Source organism: Corynebacterium pacaense (assembly GCF_900169525.1).
Lineage (GTDB): Bacteria > Actinomycetota > Actinomycetes > Mycobacteriales > Mycobacteriaceae > Corynebacterium > Corynebacterium pacaense.
Map to the genome: position 1 here is coordinate 399,214 of NZ_LT821239.1, position 15,823 is coordinate 415,036.

The window sequence follows — 15,823 nt, forward strand, 5'->3', positions numbered from 1 at the left end:
CACACTAGTATGGGGCGTCGACAGGGGTTGGCAGAACCGAAGGACGCCGCTGCGCGTCCATTGTGCCGGTGACAGAGAGGAACGCCCTGATGCATCTGAGGTTGGGTGATACGGATCGCTCCCTCGCCCGTGGCGGGTGCGCGGCATCCGCGTTCCTGGTCGGGGTTCTGCTCACCGCCTGCACGGACAGCAGGGCGATCAGCGAGAGCCCGCCGACCGCGACCGCGGGGGTTTCTTATACACAACCTCCCGCACCCCCGACCGGCCTAGATATACCTTGGCGCCTTCTGCTTGAAAAAAAAAAACATCCGTTTTCACGTTAACTTCGTCATGATATATATTACCGTCAATGATCCGACCGCGACCGTGGACGCCATCCCCACGCCCTCCCTCCCGGTGATCAGGGAGGGGGCCGCGCCGGTGATCTCGGTTCCGGGTGGGAATCTGGGCGAGCACTTCGTGGAGAGAATCCAGTACCCGGTGCGGCAGGGTGAACCCGATCCCGGCCAGAACTGGGGGGATCTCTACCTTCCGGGCGGTGGCGGTGTCGCCGGCAGCGTGCCCCTGGTCGTCTTTGTCCACGGGGGTGCGTGGCACAAGGGTGCAACCGGTACGGCGCGCCTGGCCGACAGGCTCGCCGAGCGGGGCGTGGCCGTGTTCAACGTGGAGTACCGGGACATCGATCTCGGCGGTGGCTGGCCCACCACATTCACCGATGTCGCCGATGCCGTTGATCTGATCCCTTACCTGGGACGGCGGCATCCGGAGATTGCTCTCGACGATGTCACCGTGGCGGGGCACAGCGCCGGTGCGCAACTGGCTACCTGGGCCGGCACCCGCGGGGACCTGAACACCCACGGGCTCGGGAGAAACCCCAGGTTCGTCCCCGACCGTGTTGTCTCCCTGTCCGGTCCCCTGGATCTTGTGTGGGCGGCCGACAACGGCGACCGCAACATCGTCAGGGCCATGAAGGGAACTCCCTCGGAGAAACCAGCCCAGTACAAAAGTGTGGATCCGATCCAGAACATCAACCGCGGAGTTCCGGTTATCGCTGTCCATGGAAGGGATGACGGACTTGTTCCTCCCGCGAACTCGGAGCACTACGTTGAGGCGGTGAAAAACCTGCACGGGCGGGCCGAGCTCATCCTTCTCGACGGCGAGGATCATGTGTCCTTCCTGCAGGAATCCTCCGCGCATTTTGACACGGTGCTCGGCATCATCGACGGGACGGCGGTGCCGGTCCCGCGGTGAACCACCGGCCCGCCCGGTGGTGTCGCGGTGGTGGCGTCGACAAGCGGGTGGCTGGCTTATGGAAGCAACCGGGCTGAATGATTCGATTGAGTGTTCGCGCCGGCTGAGTAGCATCCACTTCAACCGCATTCGTGCAGCGACGTTGATCAGAATAGGAAGTGGCATGACCTTCGAAGTGGCAGCAGTTGACCCCGGGCTCCTAGAGGACTGGGAATCCTGGCGCAGGGACAAGGAAGCCGGTAGGCGTTCGCCGACGGGATTCTTCGCCGTCACCGGCCTGTACTGGCTCAGTGATTTACCGGTGGAGGTGCCCGGGCTGCCCGGGACGTGGAGTGCCACCGCTGACGTGGTGAGCGCCGACCTGGGGACGGCGGAACTGGTGGACGGTGAGGGACACACGCTCAGCGGGGTCACCGAACTGACCGGGATCGGTGAGCGCGGAAGCATCCTGCTGTCGGTGCGCGGCGACGATTCCCGCGGCCACGACGTGACCACCGTGGAGGTGGCCAGGCGTGGCGGACGGTTCATCCTCCGGCCCAAGGCGGAATCCCACCCCTTCCTGAGTGAGTACCTGGGAACAGACACCTTCGCCCATGATCCGCGCTGGCGGATCACCGCAAGCTTCACGCCCTTCGGCGTTCCCCGGCCGGTCACCGTGAACGCCGCGGTGGAGGGCATTGAACATGTCTACCGGGCGCCGGGGCAGGTTGTCTTCAGCATTGACGGCGTCGAGCACACCCTCCTGGCCTTCGACGGCCACGCCCCCGGTGAGCTGCTGGTGCTCTTCCGCGACGGCACCTCCGGACACAGCACCTACCAGGCGCTGCGGGCCCTCGGCCTTCACGGAGGTCCGGACGCGGGGGAGATCGTGCTCGATTTCAACTACGCCGCGAATCTGCCCTGCGCCTACACCGACCTGGCCACCTGCCCCCTCCCACCGGCGGGAAACGAGGTCTCGGTGGATATCACCGCGGGAGAAAAGACACCGCGGCAGCGTGTGCACGCACGCGCCGATGGTCCGGGTACAACCTGGGATCAGATAGTCAGTTCCTAGAATGCCGGCGCATCCATCCCGCACGGCGGCGTGTGCGGACCAGGGATCCGGTTCCAACCGCATCGTTTCCTGGTGCGCGGTCGGCGCCGGCTTCACCACCTTGTTCGATAGTGCCACCGTCTCGTATGTCGCCCCGGCTGCCGCAGAGAGCCTCGCCGCGCCGACCTCCGGCCTCCAGTGGTTTCTCGCATCCTATTCGCTGACCTTCGGACTCGGACTGGTTCCCGGTGGCAGGCTCGGTGACGCATGGGGCAGGCGCCCGTTCTTTCTCGTCGGGCTCTCGATCTTCCTTCTCGGCGGGCTGGTAACGGCACTGGCTCCGGATACCCTGCTGCTCGTGTCCGCGCGTTTTCTACAGGGCTTCGGAGCCGGGGTGCTCAGCGCACAGGTCATGGGGTTGATCCAGGATCATTTCACCGGCTCCGCGCGGATGAGGGCGTTCGCCGCGTATACCGCGGCCGGTGCCGCGGCGGCCCTGGTGGGACCGTTGATCGCCGCGTCCCTGTTGAGTGTGGGCGGCGGGCACGGATGGCGGGTCGTGCTCCTCGTGCCGTGGATCTCCGGGGCGGTCACCCTCGGTCTTGCCTTCAGGGGACTGCAGCGCACCGCCCGGTCGGATCGGGTGAGCCTTGATACTCCAGGGTTGTGCATGTTGGGGATGCTGGTCATCCTGGCACTGCTGCCCGTTCTGGATATCGGGCTCAGCGGCGTGGCCAACGCCGCGGTGCTCGGCGCCGCCCTCACCCTGTCGGTGGTGCTCTATACCTGGGAGCGGCACTATGCCCGAAGCGGGCGCCTGCCGCTGTTCGCACCGGCCCTCATGGGATCTCCGCGTTTCCTGCTCGGCAACGCCTCCGCCCTCTTGTGGTTCGGGGCCAATCTGGCGCTGGGCTCCTCGGTGGTGATGTACCTGTTGGCCGAGGCGGAGATCTCTCCGCTGCTCATTGCGTTGAGTGCCGTGGCCGCCGCACTGGGGCGCCTGGTGGGGGCGCGTCTGAGCACCGTCGCCCACAGTCGTTTCGGGGCGGCGGTGCTGGTGGTATCCTTGGCGTTTCAGTTCATGGTCGTGGCCGCCGTCATCACCGCCACCCACTTCTTCTCCGGAACGGCGTTTCTGGTGGTGCTGTGCGCACTCTTTGTCATTCACGGCATGGCCTCGGGCTTTTACGAGCCCGTGGTCCGCTCCGAGACGCTCGAGGATGTGGATGAGGGGCTGCGCGGCATCGCGGCCAGCTTCCTCCAGCTGACCCAGCGCATGGCAGCCTCCATAATGACCGCGGTCACGGCCGGGCTGATCTTCTCCGGGGCGGGGGTTCCCACCATCGGTGATCTCCGCGCCGCCCTGCTGGTGTGCGTCGTGGTCACCTTCGCTTCCCTGGTCAGCTCCATGGCGCTGGCGTTCCATATACGTGCACATTCCGCGGGTGCTTCGCACCGCACCGTCACCTACAAGGCCTCGGGCGTTATGGAAGCCGGGGAGGACCCGGCCCCCGGCGAACTCGTGGGAAAGCGGTGTCGGGGGCAGACCTCGGGCGACATGAGCGACGCGGGTCGCGGCGGGATCTGATTAATTCAGCGGTGGTCGTATTACTCGTCTCCGAGGGGCATCAACCCTACTGTGTTTCTCAAGGTTGATCCGCCGTGTTCGGCACCGAGGTCCCGGACCCGCCACCGAGGGAACGTGGGACCTGAACAACCGTGACCCGGGATGGAGAAAGCCGTGACAACAACTGCAACCGAAACCGAGACAACCGCGCCGGGCGTTGGGAACTCCGGGACGCCTGGAGCCGGGCTCAGGTACTCCCTAGTGACCCCGGAGGAGTACGGAGAACTCGGCGGCAACCTCGTGGCCTGGTACGAAGCAACCTACCCGATCACGGACTCCTACCGTGAGAGGATCCTGGACGTGTCCACCCGTGCCACCGAGAATCAGGTGTGGGTGGTCAGGGACGGGCACACCCGAAGGATGGTGGGCACATTCGTCGTGGCCAGGGGTGGGGAAAGGCTCCTTGATCACGCACTTGACGGTGAGTTCAGCTTCAAACTCCTGGGTGTTGATCCGCAGTTTCGCCGACGGGGTATCGCCTCCCACCTGATCGGAAGGATAGAGGAGATCGCGGCGGACAGGGGCTTTTCGCGAGTGGTGCTCAACAGTGTGGACTACATGGTTCCGGCGCACCGTCTCTACGAGAAGCTGGGGTACCGGAGGATCCGGGAGCGCTCCCGCACGAATCCCGACGGCAATGATGTGTTCGTTTTCGGAAAGTACCTCCGGCCGCAGTCCCGGTAGCGGTAGGCGTGGAGAAACAACAGAAAGAGGAATCGACCATGACCAGAGTTTCGCCGTCGCACACCTATGACAGCATTCTTGAACTTGTTGGCAACACCCCCTTGGTGCGGCTGAACAGGATAGCCGGGGACATCCCCGCCTCGATCTACGTCAAGCTCGATCACTACAACATTGGCGGTTCTTCCAAGGACCGCATCGGACTGAGGATCGTCGACGGTGCGGTTGCCCGCGGTGATCTGCATCCCGGTGGAAGGATCGTGGATTCCGGGCAGGGCAATACCGCGCTCGGCTATGCCCTCGCCGCGGTGAACAGGGGCTATCGGGTCAGCACCGTTGTCACACCCGCGGTGCAGGACAACAAGGTCAATCTCCTCAGATTTCTGGGAGCCAGACTGCTGGACGGCGACTATGAGGTGGACCAGGATGATCCGCGCAATCCCGACAACGTGGCACTCGGGGAGGCGGGTGGGCAGCCCAACTCCTGGTACGCGCACCAGAAGGAAAACGGCGACAACCCCGCAGCGCACTATGACACCACCGGGCCGGAACTGTGGGATCAGACCGAGGGACGGATCACCCATTTCATTGCTGCACTGGCCACCGGTGGCACGGCGAGCGGAACCGGTACCTATCTCAAGGAGCGGAATAGTCGGGTCCGGGTGATCGGGAGTCTCTTCGATGATTCCCAGCACGCCTCCGGGAAAACCAACCTGCTCCCGGTCTTCCGGCGTGACCCGGGATGGGAGTCGCTGGAACACAACTGGCCGCGGAACATCAACTTCGACGTGATCGATGACATTGTGGTGGGTCAGCGCGCGGAGATCATCGACCTCGCCTGGCGGGTGGCACGGACCGAGGGGCTGGTGGTCGGGATCTCGACCATCCTGAGCCTGAAGGTGGCGCTGGACATCGGGGCACGGTCCTCGCCCGACGATGTGATCGTGGTGTTCTCCGCGGACAGCGGACGCGACTACCTCGACCGCGAGTACAACCTGGGCTGGCTGCGGGGCAACGGCTACGGGGACATCGCCGAGAAGTACTCCTAGTTGTACTGACCCGGAGCGTTGTTGACGTAGGAGAGACCTCCGTAGTCGAGTTGGAGCTGTCTAGGTTCTCAACTCGATCCCACGGAGGTCTCTCGTGTCCCACGTTAATGCCCGGCTGACTCCGGCCGGCAGGTTGATCATGATCCAGCGCATCCAGTCGGGTCGTGCGGTCGCGCATGTCGCGGCGGAAATGGGTATCTCGCGCACGACGGCGTGGCGGTGGTGGCGCCGGTTCCGGGAACACGGCCCGGCAGGTTTGCAGGATCGTTCGAGCGTGGCCCGCTCGCACCCGCATCGCACGGGCGTGTGTGTGGAGACGCGGGTGCGGATCATGCGTCACCTCACACGTCGCGGTCCGGTGTTCATCGCGGGCAAGCTCGGCCTGCATGCCTCAACGGTGGGGCGTGTGCTGCGCCGCCACCACGTCCCGCTGCTACGGGAGCTGGACCCAGTCACCGGGGCCGTGATCCGCGCGACCCGCCGATCCGCGCGACGCTACGAGCACGACCATCCAGGCTTACTGATCCACATCGATGTGAAGAAACTCGGCCGCATCCCTGATGGCGGCGGGTGGCGTCTGCACGGCCGCGGCGAACGCCCAAAACGCAAGCGCGGCCTCGGCTACGACTACGTCCACACCGTCATCGACGACCACTCCCGTCTCGCCTACGCGGAGATCCATGACGACGAGAAAGGCACGACAGCGGCCGGGGTTCTCGAACGCGCGATCGCGTTCTACGCAGCCCTTGGGGTCACGGTCGAACGGGTGATCAGTGACAACGCGTTCGCCTACCGCCACTCGACCGCATTCCGGGACGTGATCAACGCGCACGGCATCGGGCAGAAGTTCATCAAACCCCACTGCCCCTGGACGAACGGGAAAGTCGAGAGACTAAAACCGCACCATCGCGACCGAGTGGGCCTATGCGAGACCCTGGACCTCCAACGAGGACCGAACCGCCGGCTTGACGACCTGGCTCGACTACTACAATCTAGACAGAGCCCACCTCGGCATCGGAGGCAAGACCCCCATCGACCGAATCAACAACGGTCGAGGTCAGTACACCTAGAAGACCGGCAGCAGACCCTCCCGGCCACCGGAGGTGGCTGCGGTGTCGGCGGAGCGCAGGCCGGCGACGCCGCCGGCCAGACCGTCGAGACGCTGTACCTCGGCGGGGGCAAGTTCAACGCCGAGTGCTGCGAGATTTTCGTCGACACGCGCGGCGAAGCGGGAACCGGGGATGGAGGCGATCGGCACGCCGATTCCCCGGGCTTTCGCCTCCAGCCACGCCAGTGCCACCTGCGCCACCGTGACCGCCTGGCCCGTGCGGGCGGAAACCTGCGTCGCGACGTCGGCGACGACATCCACCAGCGCGATGTTGTGCGCCAGGTTCACCTCGCTGAAGCGCGGGATCACACTGCGGATCGAGCTGTCCGCAGTGTCCAGGGTGCGGTAGGCGCCGGTGAGCAGGCCACGTGCGAGCGGGGAGTAGGGCACGAAACCGGAGTCGATCTCGCGGATGGCGGGCAGCACATTGACCTCCACATCCCGGCTGAAAATGGACCATTCACTCTGCACCGCCGCGATCGGATGTACGGCGGCGGCGCGGCGGATCTCATCACCGGTGGGCTCGCTGAGTCCGATGTGGCGGACCTTGCCCTCTGTGATGAGTTCAGCGATCGCCCCCACGGTCTCCTCGATGGGCACCTGCGGATCCACGCGGTGCTGATAGTAGATATCGACATGATCGGTGCCCAACCTCGCCAGCGACAGATCGATCTGTTCCCGGATATGCGCGCGGTCACCCCTGATCGCGCGCTGCCCCGGCGCACCACCGCGGACGAAACCGAACTTGGTGGCCAGCTGGATCTCATCGCGCCGGGTCTTCAGCACCTTCGCGATGGTCGACTCACTCCGCCCATCACCGTAGATATTCGCCGTATCGATGAAGGTGATCCCGAGGTCAAGCGCGTGCTCGAGCGTGGCCAGCGCCTGCTCGTCGCTGACTTCTCCATATACATCGGTCAGACTCATCGCGCCGTAGCCCTGGCGCGAAACCTCGAAACCATCGCCGAGGGTGATGCGTGGTGCACTCATGTTGGGGGGAATCCTCTCTGGGAGATGGTGGCAGTAACTCACCAAAATAGGGCACAACGGGCGCGGGCGGTATCAATCGGTTCGGGGTGGGTGAATTGGTGGCCGCCCGCACCCGTGGCTTGTCGACGCCCATGCCACACTGCGGCGCCGGGGAGCCGGGGCGGTGACGGCGTGCTGACGGCCCGTGACCGTGGTGAAAGGTCATATGTTCAAAGCGGGGCGAGGAATCGACATACTGATGCGAAATGTCGATCGCTTCATCCCATGGACGATCCGAGATGCCGGCTTTTAGTCAAAACGGTCAAACCAAGTCTCGCTTACCGTGGGCTGGAGGCTGACACCGGATTCGCCGTCATCCCGGATCAGCTCGGCGAGACGATCGCCGTTAATCAGATCCACCGTCGGCGTTGCAGCGTTGGTGACCTTGTCAAGCCCCGAGTTTTGTGGAGGCGTATTTCCGCGGTGTTGTGCTTCATGATCTCAACACAGGTGACGTGAGTTTCCGGGCAGGGTTGAGGGCTGCTGCAAGAGCGAAGGTTGCGTCGGTTGCATCAGGGCGGCATGGATGTGAGATAGATTCGTGGATCCGGGAGAGGTTCGAGTTGCCTGCCGTTGACGTTCCGCGCCTGGAGGGGCTCACGCCGGAGATGGCTGCTCGGACGCTCCGTGGTGAATGGGGTCTGGGCACGAGGCCGTTGCCCAGCTTTGTTCAGCTCCTTGAGTCTAAGCGAGTCCGTGTATTCGGCGCGCCGACGAACGCCTGAGGGAACGAGATTTGATCTCGCTCATGAGCTTGGGCACCTGGTTATGCATTCGTCGGCGTCGTCAAGCTCCACCATGAGTGTCGTCAAGCTCCACCATGAGTACTGAAGAGGAACGTGAAGCAGACAGATTCGCCGCCGAATTCCTCATCCCCGAACTGAGTGCACTGGAGTATCTGCCGGCGCACACCTCGTTGGAGCACATCCTGCGCGTGAAGATGGCTTTCCAGGTATCCGCGATGGCCACCGCACGTAAAGCTTTCGCCGTCGGTCGCCTCACCGAGTGGAACTACCGGCAGATATGCGCGGAGCTCACCCACAGAGGATTCGAGACGGGGGAGCCCGGAGGTGTGTCGCACTATGAGCGATCGCGGGTGTTCTCGTTTGCGTTTTCACGGGATCGGGCTCACAACCACACGCCAAGGTCAATCGCGCGGGAACTCGCATTGCCGGAGGAGGACGTTCACTTCCTCACCTTCCAGACAGGGACATTCGGACTTGAGGGCCAAGGCAAGATCGCTGCTCCCAGTCGTCTACGTGCGAGGTTGCGGTTGGTCTAGGCGTCGGCAAGCGCATTATCGATGCCCAGGTGCTTTAAGCCGGCCGTGCTGAGAATGAACCGTAGTGGTCTTTTGGAGGTTGTCCCGATAAGGCCCCGACTTTCCAGCTCGCCCAGGTGTCTTCGGGCGGTGGCCTCCGTGCACTCCATGTGGGTGGATACGTCGCGAAGCAGCATCGTGTGATCGAAGCCGAACAGGTGTGCCTGGCCCAGTAGGTATAGCGCCTTATATAACTGCTGTTCAGAAGCCGAATGTACGCCTGATGATAGCTCTGAGATTCGCTTGCTCAACGCATGCAGTGCTTCCTGGCGCTGACGCAGATCCAGGTATGTCGCCTCCTGTGCCTGGATGATCAAGGGGAGAAATGATGTGAGGAAGGGTGTTCCATCTCCTCGGTTGAGAGGATGTTCGACCTCTGAGAATGACTTGTAGTAAGTGGTCTTCTCCTCCTGAATCGTTCGTGACAGTGACAAAGCAGTGGTGGTGGAGAGCGTGCGTTGCAGAGCGAGGGCGAGGAAGTACCGTCCGGTGCGCCCGTTGCCGTCATAAAAGGGATGCACGGACTCGAACATGAAGTGGCTGATCAATGTGTCGATGAGACCATCACTGTGAAGCGTTGAGAGCATCGTGTTCAGTCCATGGACTATTGCTGATTCGGGTGTGAACCCCCGGTGCATCACCTTCTGGCTGGCATTGACAATATCCACCGGGCCTGCACGGAAAAGACTGCCGTCGAGAGCATCCCCGTCTGCGATCTCCCCGGCGGTCACCCGGTCATATGCGGTCCGAATGTCTTCGACCGTGTGCGGCAATGATGCTTCTTCCTCGCTGAGTGTGAGGTAGAGCTGTGCCACTTCCTTGAATCTCGTCTTCTTTCCAGCGTCCCTGAGGGCGTGGGCAATCTGCTTGCGTGTGGAATGAACTCCTTCGATGGCATTGGTTGCCACTACCTCATCCATGAGGAGGGATCGCACGTAGTGGCTCCGAGCAGCGCCCGGGAGTTGAGCCCACAGCGCGAAGGTGCGCTTTTCTTCCTGGTAGATTCGCTCCACATTGCGAACAACCTCGGGGACGAGAAGACAGAAGAGCTGGTCGTTTCCCACAGGGAAATCCCAGTGTAGAGCGGATTCCGATGCCCGCCGTACTTCCCACAAACGCGCAGCCGTGGTTTCCCCTTGGGAGTAGTGGAGTTTCTTCAGCGTCGAATAAGCCATTGTGTCGGACCTTTTAATTGGGTCAGTGCGCAATATTTGTGCATTTGATGTAATCCTACATCATCTAATTTGCAAAATTCGGAAATTTTAACAAATAGACCAATTGCCATGCCCCGTATTTCTAGCTGCCGGTGCTCTTTCGAAGGAATTCCCACATCTCCTTAAAACAGGGAACCTACGATGGCTGTTAGCCCGACCCAACCACCTACCTCGTCAAGGGCATCATCAACCGGTGGCGGAGCTGCTGGTAAAGCGCATCAAGTACAACGAACACAATGAGGCTTATCCCGAACAGCGGCGCAAGGATGGAGTACGCGACGAGCAGAATCACGATCATGCCGCGTGCTACGGGGGAGGCTTTACGCCACTGACCGGCGGCGGGTAGTCGACCTGGTTTGTACCCCCGGCCGCGTCGCCACCACATCACGTATCCCCAGCAGATCATGATGATCAAACCGAAAGCAATCACTGCGAGGATCAGCTGGTTGATCCACCCGAACAGTGTCCCCATATGTAACTGAATGAGCCAGACCGAAAGCTTCGCAGCCAGTGGCCACTGGGAGAACTCAACGGTATCGATGACGGCGCTGGTCTCCCCATTTACTGAAACAGCGTCGTTGGCGAGCTTCCACGCTTCGCGGGACTCCTTGACCACCCAGCCACTGTCGGTATCCGGTGGAACGTTGACGTCGATCATCCCGGTGAGGCCTGCCTCTCGCGCCGCAGCTATCACGGTGTCTGCCTGCGCAGGATCGCTTATCGACGCCCCCGAAACCGCCTCATGATGTGTGTGAACACTGTGGTCCGCTGTAGCGTCGTGAAGCTCAGTGTTGGTGATGGATACCGCAGGTTTTGGTTCGACCCAATTAAGCTGCGACCGAAATGCACTGATATTAGTCCCCGCCACCAGTGACCATGTAAGCCCGGTGATGGTGAGGAATACGAAGCCGGGCAGCAACCACAATCCCAGCGTGGTGTGCTTCCGGCTCAAACGCTGGCGAGATGATGATGTAGCTGATCGGTGGCTTCGCCGCGACCACCACACCACCGCACCGGCGATGCTGATCGCCCCCAGCCATGACGCGGCGGTCTCTGAGTAGATTCGACCAACGTCGCCGAGCCACAGTCGACGGTGTCCCTCGGCTATCCATGACCGCAGGGGAAGAGAGCGTGATGAACCATATTGGACCATGTCGCCCTTGACCTCGAGAGAGCCGGGGTCAATGAACACCGCCCGGCGGTAGCTGCTGCTGGTCAGCGAGGGATCCGAGAAGAGCACCCGGGTGGTCGCCCTCGGATCCTCTGACACCTGCACTGCGCTGAGGTCCATGTCGGGGTGAACCTCCTTCGCGCGGGTGATCTGATCCGCCACCGGCTGAGGTGGAAGTCCGGATTCTGCGGTCAGGGCATCGCGATATATCCAGGTTTCCAAGGTGGGGGCCACGGCGTACAACAGGCCGGTGAGGGCTGCCACTAATAGCAATGGCGCAACGAACACACCGGCGACGGAGTGCAGTCGGTGCACCACGCCCTGAGCTCTGTAGGAGCGGGGTGTGCTTTTAGGGGCCGCGGAAGGTGGAGAATCGCGGATTGAGCGGATCATGAAGAAGGAGTCGTTTCTGCCGCGAAGTAGTTCCCATCGGAGGGACATCGACAAGGCGCGCTGGATCGGCTGGAATTTGTCGAAAAATTAGCCCCAAAAGGCCGTTTCCCCGTCAATTTTTCGACATTTTCCGGGCTACGGGGACATCATTGTCGAAATGCGCTGAACGCCGGCAGCGCACCATCAATCTACGAAGCCGCCCCGAGGATATTGCGCGCCATATATGGAAAGATCACCGCGTGGAAGGGTTTGACGGCCCACCAGTAGGCGCGCCCCGCGAGGCCGGTCGGTTCAAAAAGGGCGCTCTGCCTGTACACGGATCCGCCGTGACCGTCGTCGGTGACCTCCAGCACCAGCCAGGCGTTGCCGTCGACACGCATTTCCGCGGTGAGCACGAGGCGGTGCGGCGGGTCGAGTTCGGTGACGCGCCACCAGTCGATGCGGTCGCCGAGCGCCAGGTGGACAGGATCGCGTCGTCCGCCGAGGCCGGGTCCGCCGATCAGACGGTCGGCGATGCCCCGGAGCTTCCATAGGCGGGGCGCGGAGTACCAGCCGTTCGGTCCGCCAAGTCCCTCGATCACCGGCCAGATCCTTTCCGCGGGCAGGTCACTGTGACTTTCCCGGACATCCGAGTAGATGTCGCGCCCCGACCAGTCGGGGTCGGTGGGTTGGCTGGCCCATGCCTTCACCGGCGCCGGTGTGGTCCAGCTGCGGTCCCAGGAGGTGGGCACGCCGCGCCCGTGTTCGGCCTCGAGCGCGAGCCGTACCGCGGTGGGGTAGTCGATGAACCCGTCCGGTGGGTCGGGGATGATCCCGGCGATGTCGTGCTCCTCGGTCACCGCGTCCTCGGCCATGGATTGCGCCAGCGGGAACGCCAGGGAGAAGGGCACCGGCGTGACCAGACTGATCCACCACCCGGAGAGGGTATCCATGGGCAGGTTCAGAGGCACCGCGGAGATGCGGCGTTTCAGACCGCGTATCGACGCATAGATCCGCAGCAGGTCGGCGAATGCGTAGGAGGTTCCGCAGCCGATGTCGAAGGCCCGGTTGACCGGGCCGCCCAGGTCGGCGGCATTCACGAGGTAGTGCAGGGCGTCGCGGATGGCCAGGGGCTCAATGGAGTTGTTGATCCACTGTGGGGCGGTCATGACCGGCAGCCGTTCGGTGAGGTGCCGGATGATCTCGAAGGACGCCGAGCCGGATCCGATGAGGGTTGCCGCGCGCAGTATGAGGGCGGGGGTGGGGGAGTCAAGGAGGATCCGGGCGACCTGTTCGCGCGAGCGCATGTGCTTGGACAGATCCTCCAGCCGGCGTCCCCCGGGGTGCAGGCCGGAAAGGTAGACCATCTGGGACACCCCCGCCCGGGCCGAGGCTTCGGCGACGTTGCCGGCCGTCTTCTTCTCCACCTCCTCGAAATCCTCACCCCTCCCGCCCATGGAGTGCACGAGGTAGAACACCACGTCGACATCGGCGAACAACTCTGCCAGGTCATCCGGGGAGGAGAGGTCGGCCTCAACGAGTTCCACGTCCCCGTGCCAGTCGAAGCGCATCAGGCTCCCGCGGTGCCTGGAGGTCGCGCGGACGGTGAAACCGGCGGCGAGGAGCTCGGTGATCAGGCGCCCGCCGACGTAGCCGGTGGCTCCGGTGACCAGTGCGCGTCGAGAAGCATGGGTGGCGTGGTAGTTCAGGGTGGGCGCGGTCCGGGTGTTCATGTCCGCCAGTATAGGGATTAATTAAACCCAAGGATAATAAATCCGTGGTTGAGTGGTGTCAACGGGCAGGGTTTGTTCACTAGGCTGAGGGTGTGAGCATTCTGCCAACTTTCCGATGAGAATGGACCTTCACGTGGCGCGCGAGATTGATCCGACCGGCCCCGGCGATTCGTCGACACGCGCCTCGGGCCTGCGCAAGGTCTGGGCGCGTCCCCGGCTGAGCGCCGCAGTCTTTGAGAATCTGATCTTCGCCCTGTCCACGGTGCTGTTCTTCGGCTTCGGTGTGGTTATCGCCGAGCAGATCAACTGGTCCTGGACCCTTATCTTCTACGTCATCGTCCTGTGGGCCGTGATCGCCTATCTCGCCCTGCCCCGGCTCCACCGCATACTCACGGCGCTGTACGTGCCCAACTATTTCATCGGCAGGACCCGCACCGCGAATGGAATACTGGGCGATCCGGTCAATCTCGCATTCGATGGTGATGTCGAGCAGGTGCACGCGGCCATGACCGGGGCGGGATGGACACAGGCGGATCCGGTGACGCTGAAATCGAGCCTGAGAATCATCTTCAGTTCCATCGCCCGCAGGAGCTATGACCGGGCTCCCGTGAGTCCACTCCTGCTTTTCGGACAGACCCAGGAATTCGCCTATCAGCAGGAGGTTGAGGGAAATCCCGCGCAGCGCCACCATGTGCGCTTCTGGAAATGTCCGGAGGATTGGCTTCTTCCCGGCGGCAGCCGGGTCGAGTGGCTGGCCGCCGCAACCTTTGACAGGTCCGTGGGAATCTCACTGTTCACCCTGCAGGTCACCCACAAAATCGACTCCGACATTGATGTCGAGCGGGATTATGTCACCGGCTCCATCGTGGAGAATGTGCCTGGGGTCCACGTTCACCGCCTGGAGAATTTTTCCACCGGCTATCACTCCAGAAATGGCGGAGGAGACATGATTTCCACCGATGGTGCACTTCCCGTGATAAATGTCTCCCACGTTCCGGCACCGACCCCCGCGGCGGCGGTCGCAGACGATCGCAGCGACAGCGCCGTCGACAGCGTCGCACGCCGCCCCTTCTCGATCACGGCGGCCCTGCTTCTTTCCATCCTGATGGTCGTTCTCTCAGTGACCGGGCAGATCCAGCAGATCGAATCGGCGCGGACGGAGATAGCCGAGGACTTCTCCTCGCCCGAGGTTGTCGAGGCGATGACGTGGGCGACCATCGCCGTGGTCGCCGTGGTGCATCTGCTCATTGTCGTCCTGGCGTGGCGTGTGTTCTCGGGCTCGCGTTTGGCCCGGTGGTTGGCGCTCCTGCTGATCACCACTTCCCAGATGAGCCAGGTCGGACAGTACATCGGGGGAGTGCGCCCGAGCTTCTTCGCGATGGTATCCATGATGACCGGACTCCTGATCATCTATGCCATGACCAGCCAGACGGCACGGGACTGGACCTCGCGGCCCCGTGGGCGACGTCGGCCGGGGTCCCGGCACGCAGCCGCGGCGGGCTAGTTGCTCACCCTGGTTGCCCGCCCTAGTTTTTCACCGGATCCTCGAAGGCCCAGTCGGCGTTGTCCAGGGAGAGTTCCTCGGCCATGTCGTAGAGGAACCTGATCACGGCCTCCCTTTCATCCGGTGTCAGGCGGGCCGCGGCATGGAACCGCCTGGCCTGGTGCTTGCCCAGGGTGCGGGTGGCGGTCGCGCGGGTTTCGGGGGTTACCTCCAGGGAGAAGGCCCTGCGGTCCACCGGATGCACGGAGCGGATGATGTGTCCGCCCTTCTCCAGGCGGTTGAGCATCTTGGTCACCGAGGCGGGGGAGATCTTCAGGTGGCTGCCGAGGATGCCCGGGGTGACGATGTCACCGTGATTGTTGGCCACCATGATGAAGTGCAGCGCCCGCATGTCCTGCGTGCTCAGCTTCATGTACTTCGCCGAGGCTATCCCAAGTGCGCGCTCGGTGTCCCGGAGGGCCACGAGTGCCTTCATCACCCGCCCGATCTGGGCGACATCGGCCGGATCCATGTCGGAGCGGTCAATCAGTTCGCTCGCGGGGTCGCTGGAATCCACGTCATAGAGATTCCGCTGAAGAGCGTCCGCTTCCTGGGTGTCCGGAGAGTTCTGTTCATCCCGCATAAACGGATCCTAACCCTAAAACGGCAAAAAGTAGATATATTAGCTTGTGGTAAATCTTAAACTGATAGATAATAAGATCCTGTCACAGAGGCACACGGCAACTGAAGG

Annotated in this window: 13 protein-coding genes and 1 pseudogene; 9 read left to right on the top strand and 5 right to left on the bottom strand. The window is 62.8% G+C overall.

The features are described from left to right. Positions 1-330: 330 nt before the first annotated feature. The 6 genes and pseudogenes from B7E02_RS02000 (at position 331) to B7E02_RS02025 (ending at position 6,711) form a co-directional block, all read left to right on the top strand. Positions 331-1,251, top strand: a complete 921-nt coding sequence (locus B7E02_RS02000; protein WP_080792485.1) for an alpha/beta hydrolase family protein — start codon at positions 331-333, stop codon at positions 1,249-1,251. A 163-nt stretch (positions 1,252-1,414) separates the two neighbouring features. Beyond that, positions 1,415-2,305 (top strand): DUF1684 domain-containing protein, encoded by an 891-nt coding sequence (locus tag B7E02_RS02005; protein WP_080792489.1) that lies wholly within the window; start codon positions 1,415-1,417, stop codon positions 2,303-2,305. A gap of 1 nt (position 2,306) precedes the next feature. Continuing rightward, positions 2,307-3,872 (top strand): MFS transporter, encoded by a 1,566-nt coding sequence (locus tag B7E02_RS02010; protein WP_080792493.1) that lies wholly within the window; start codon positions 2,307-2,309, stop codon positions 3,870-3,872. Positions 3,873-4,025: 153 nt separating this feature from the next. Further along, positions 4,026-4,595, top strand: coding sequence for a GNAT family N-acetyltransferase (locus B7E02_RS02015; protein WP_218672370.1), 570 nt, complete (start codon positions 4,026-4,028; stop codon positions 4,593-4,595). A gap of 38 nt (positions 4,596-4,633) precedes the next feature. Further along, positions 4,634-5,641 carry a PLP-dependent cysteine synthase family protein gene (locus tag B7E02_RS02020; protein WP_080792502.1) on the top strand — a complete coding sequence of 336 codons (1,008 nt, stop codon included), beginning with the start codon at positions 4,634-4,636 and terminating at the stop codon, positions 5,639-5,641. A gap of 94 nt (positions 5,642-5,735) precedes the next feature. Then, a pseudogene (locus B7E02_RS02025) lies at positions 5,736-6,711 on the top strand (IS481 family transposase). Here the strand turns inward: B7E02_RS02025 and B7E02_RS02030 are convergent. Beyond that, positions 6,708-7,739: an aldo/keto reductase gene (locus B7E02_RS02030; RefSeq protein WP_080792506.1), complete on the bottom strand. Its 1,032-nt coding sequence runs from the start codon at positions 7,737-7,739 to the stop codon at positions 6,708-6,710. The pseudogene B7E02_RS02025 and the gene B7E02_RS02030 overlap by 4 nt on opposite strands. 735 nt (positions 7,740-8,474) lie before the next feature. On the opposite strand from B7E02_RS02030, the gene B7E02_RS14885 reads away from it, so the two are divergent. Continuing rightward, positions 8,475-8,609 (top strand): ImmA/IrrE family metallo-endopeptidase, encoded by a 135-nt coding sequence (locus B7E02_RS14885; protein ID WP_425429785.1) that lies wholly within the window; start codon positions 8,475-8,477, stop codon positions 8,607-8,609. Continuing rightward, positions 8,599-9,060 carry an ImmA/IrrE family metallo-endopeptidase gene (locus B7E02_RS02035; RefSeq protein ID WP_080792508.1) on the top strand — a complete coding sequence of 154 codons (462 nt, stop codon included), beginning with the start codon at positions 8,599-8,601 and terminating at the stop codon, positions 9,058-9,060. Before B7E02_RS14885 ends, B7E02_RS02035 begins: the two co-directional genes overlap by 11 nt. Here B7E02_RS02035 and B7E02_RS02040 read toward each other — a convergent pair. The 3 genes from B7E02_RS02040 to B7E02_RS02050 all read right to left on the bottom strand — a co-directional run bounded on the left by B7E02_RS02040 (position 9,057) and on the right by B7E02_RS02050 (position 13,589). Further along, positions 9,057-10,274: a Fic family protein gene (locus B7E02_RS02040; protein ID WP_080792512.1), complete on the bottom strand. Its 1,218-nt coding sequence runs from the start codon at positions 10,272-10,274 to the stop codon at positions 9,057-9,059. The two genes, B7E02_RS02035 and B7E02_RS02040, sit on opposite strands and share 4 nt — an antisense overlap. Before the next feature lie 205 nt (positions 10,275-10,479). Beyond that, entirely contained in the window at positions 10,480-11,877 is a 1,398-nt protein-coding gene (locus B7E02_RS02045) for a PepSY-associated TM helix domain-containing protein (RefSeq protein WP_245802129.1), read from the bottom strand. Between the two features lie 188 nt (positions 11,878-12,065). Beyond that, on the bottom strand, positions 12,066-13,589 hold the full coding sequence (locus B7E02_RS02050) for an SDR family oxidoreductase (protein ID WP_080792518.1): 1,524 nt from the start codon (positions 13,587-13,589) through the stop codon (positions 12,066-12,068). Positions 13,590-13,710: 121 nt separating this feature from the next. On the opposite strand from B7E02_RS02050, the gene B7E02_RS02055 reads away from it, so the two are divergent. Further along, positions 13,711-15,093 (top strand): LssY C-terminal domain-containing protein, encoded by a 1,383-nt coding sequence (locus B7E02_RS02055; protein WP_218672371.1) that lies wholly within the window; start codon positions 13,711-13,713, stop codon positions 15,091-15,093. 22 nt (positions 15,094-15,115) lie between these two features. Here B7E02_RS02055 and B7E02_RS02060 read toward each other — a convergent pair whose 3' ends face one another. Continuing rightward, the gene (locus B7E02_RS02060) at positions 15,116-15,715 is read right to left on the bottom strand and encodes a MarR family winged helix-turn-helix transcriptional regulator (RefSeq protein ID WP_080792524.1); all 600 of its coding nucleotides are present in this window, start codon (positions 15,713-15,715) and stop codon (positions 15,116-15,118) included. Positions 15,716-15,823: the final 108 nt, after the last annotated feature.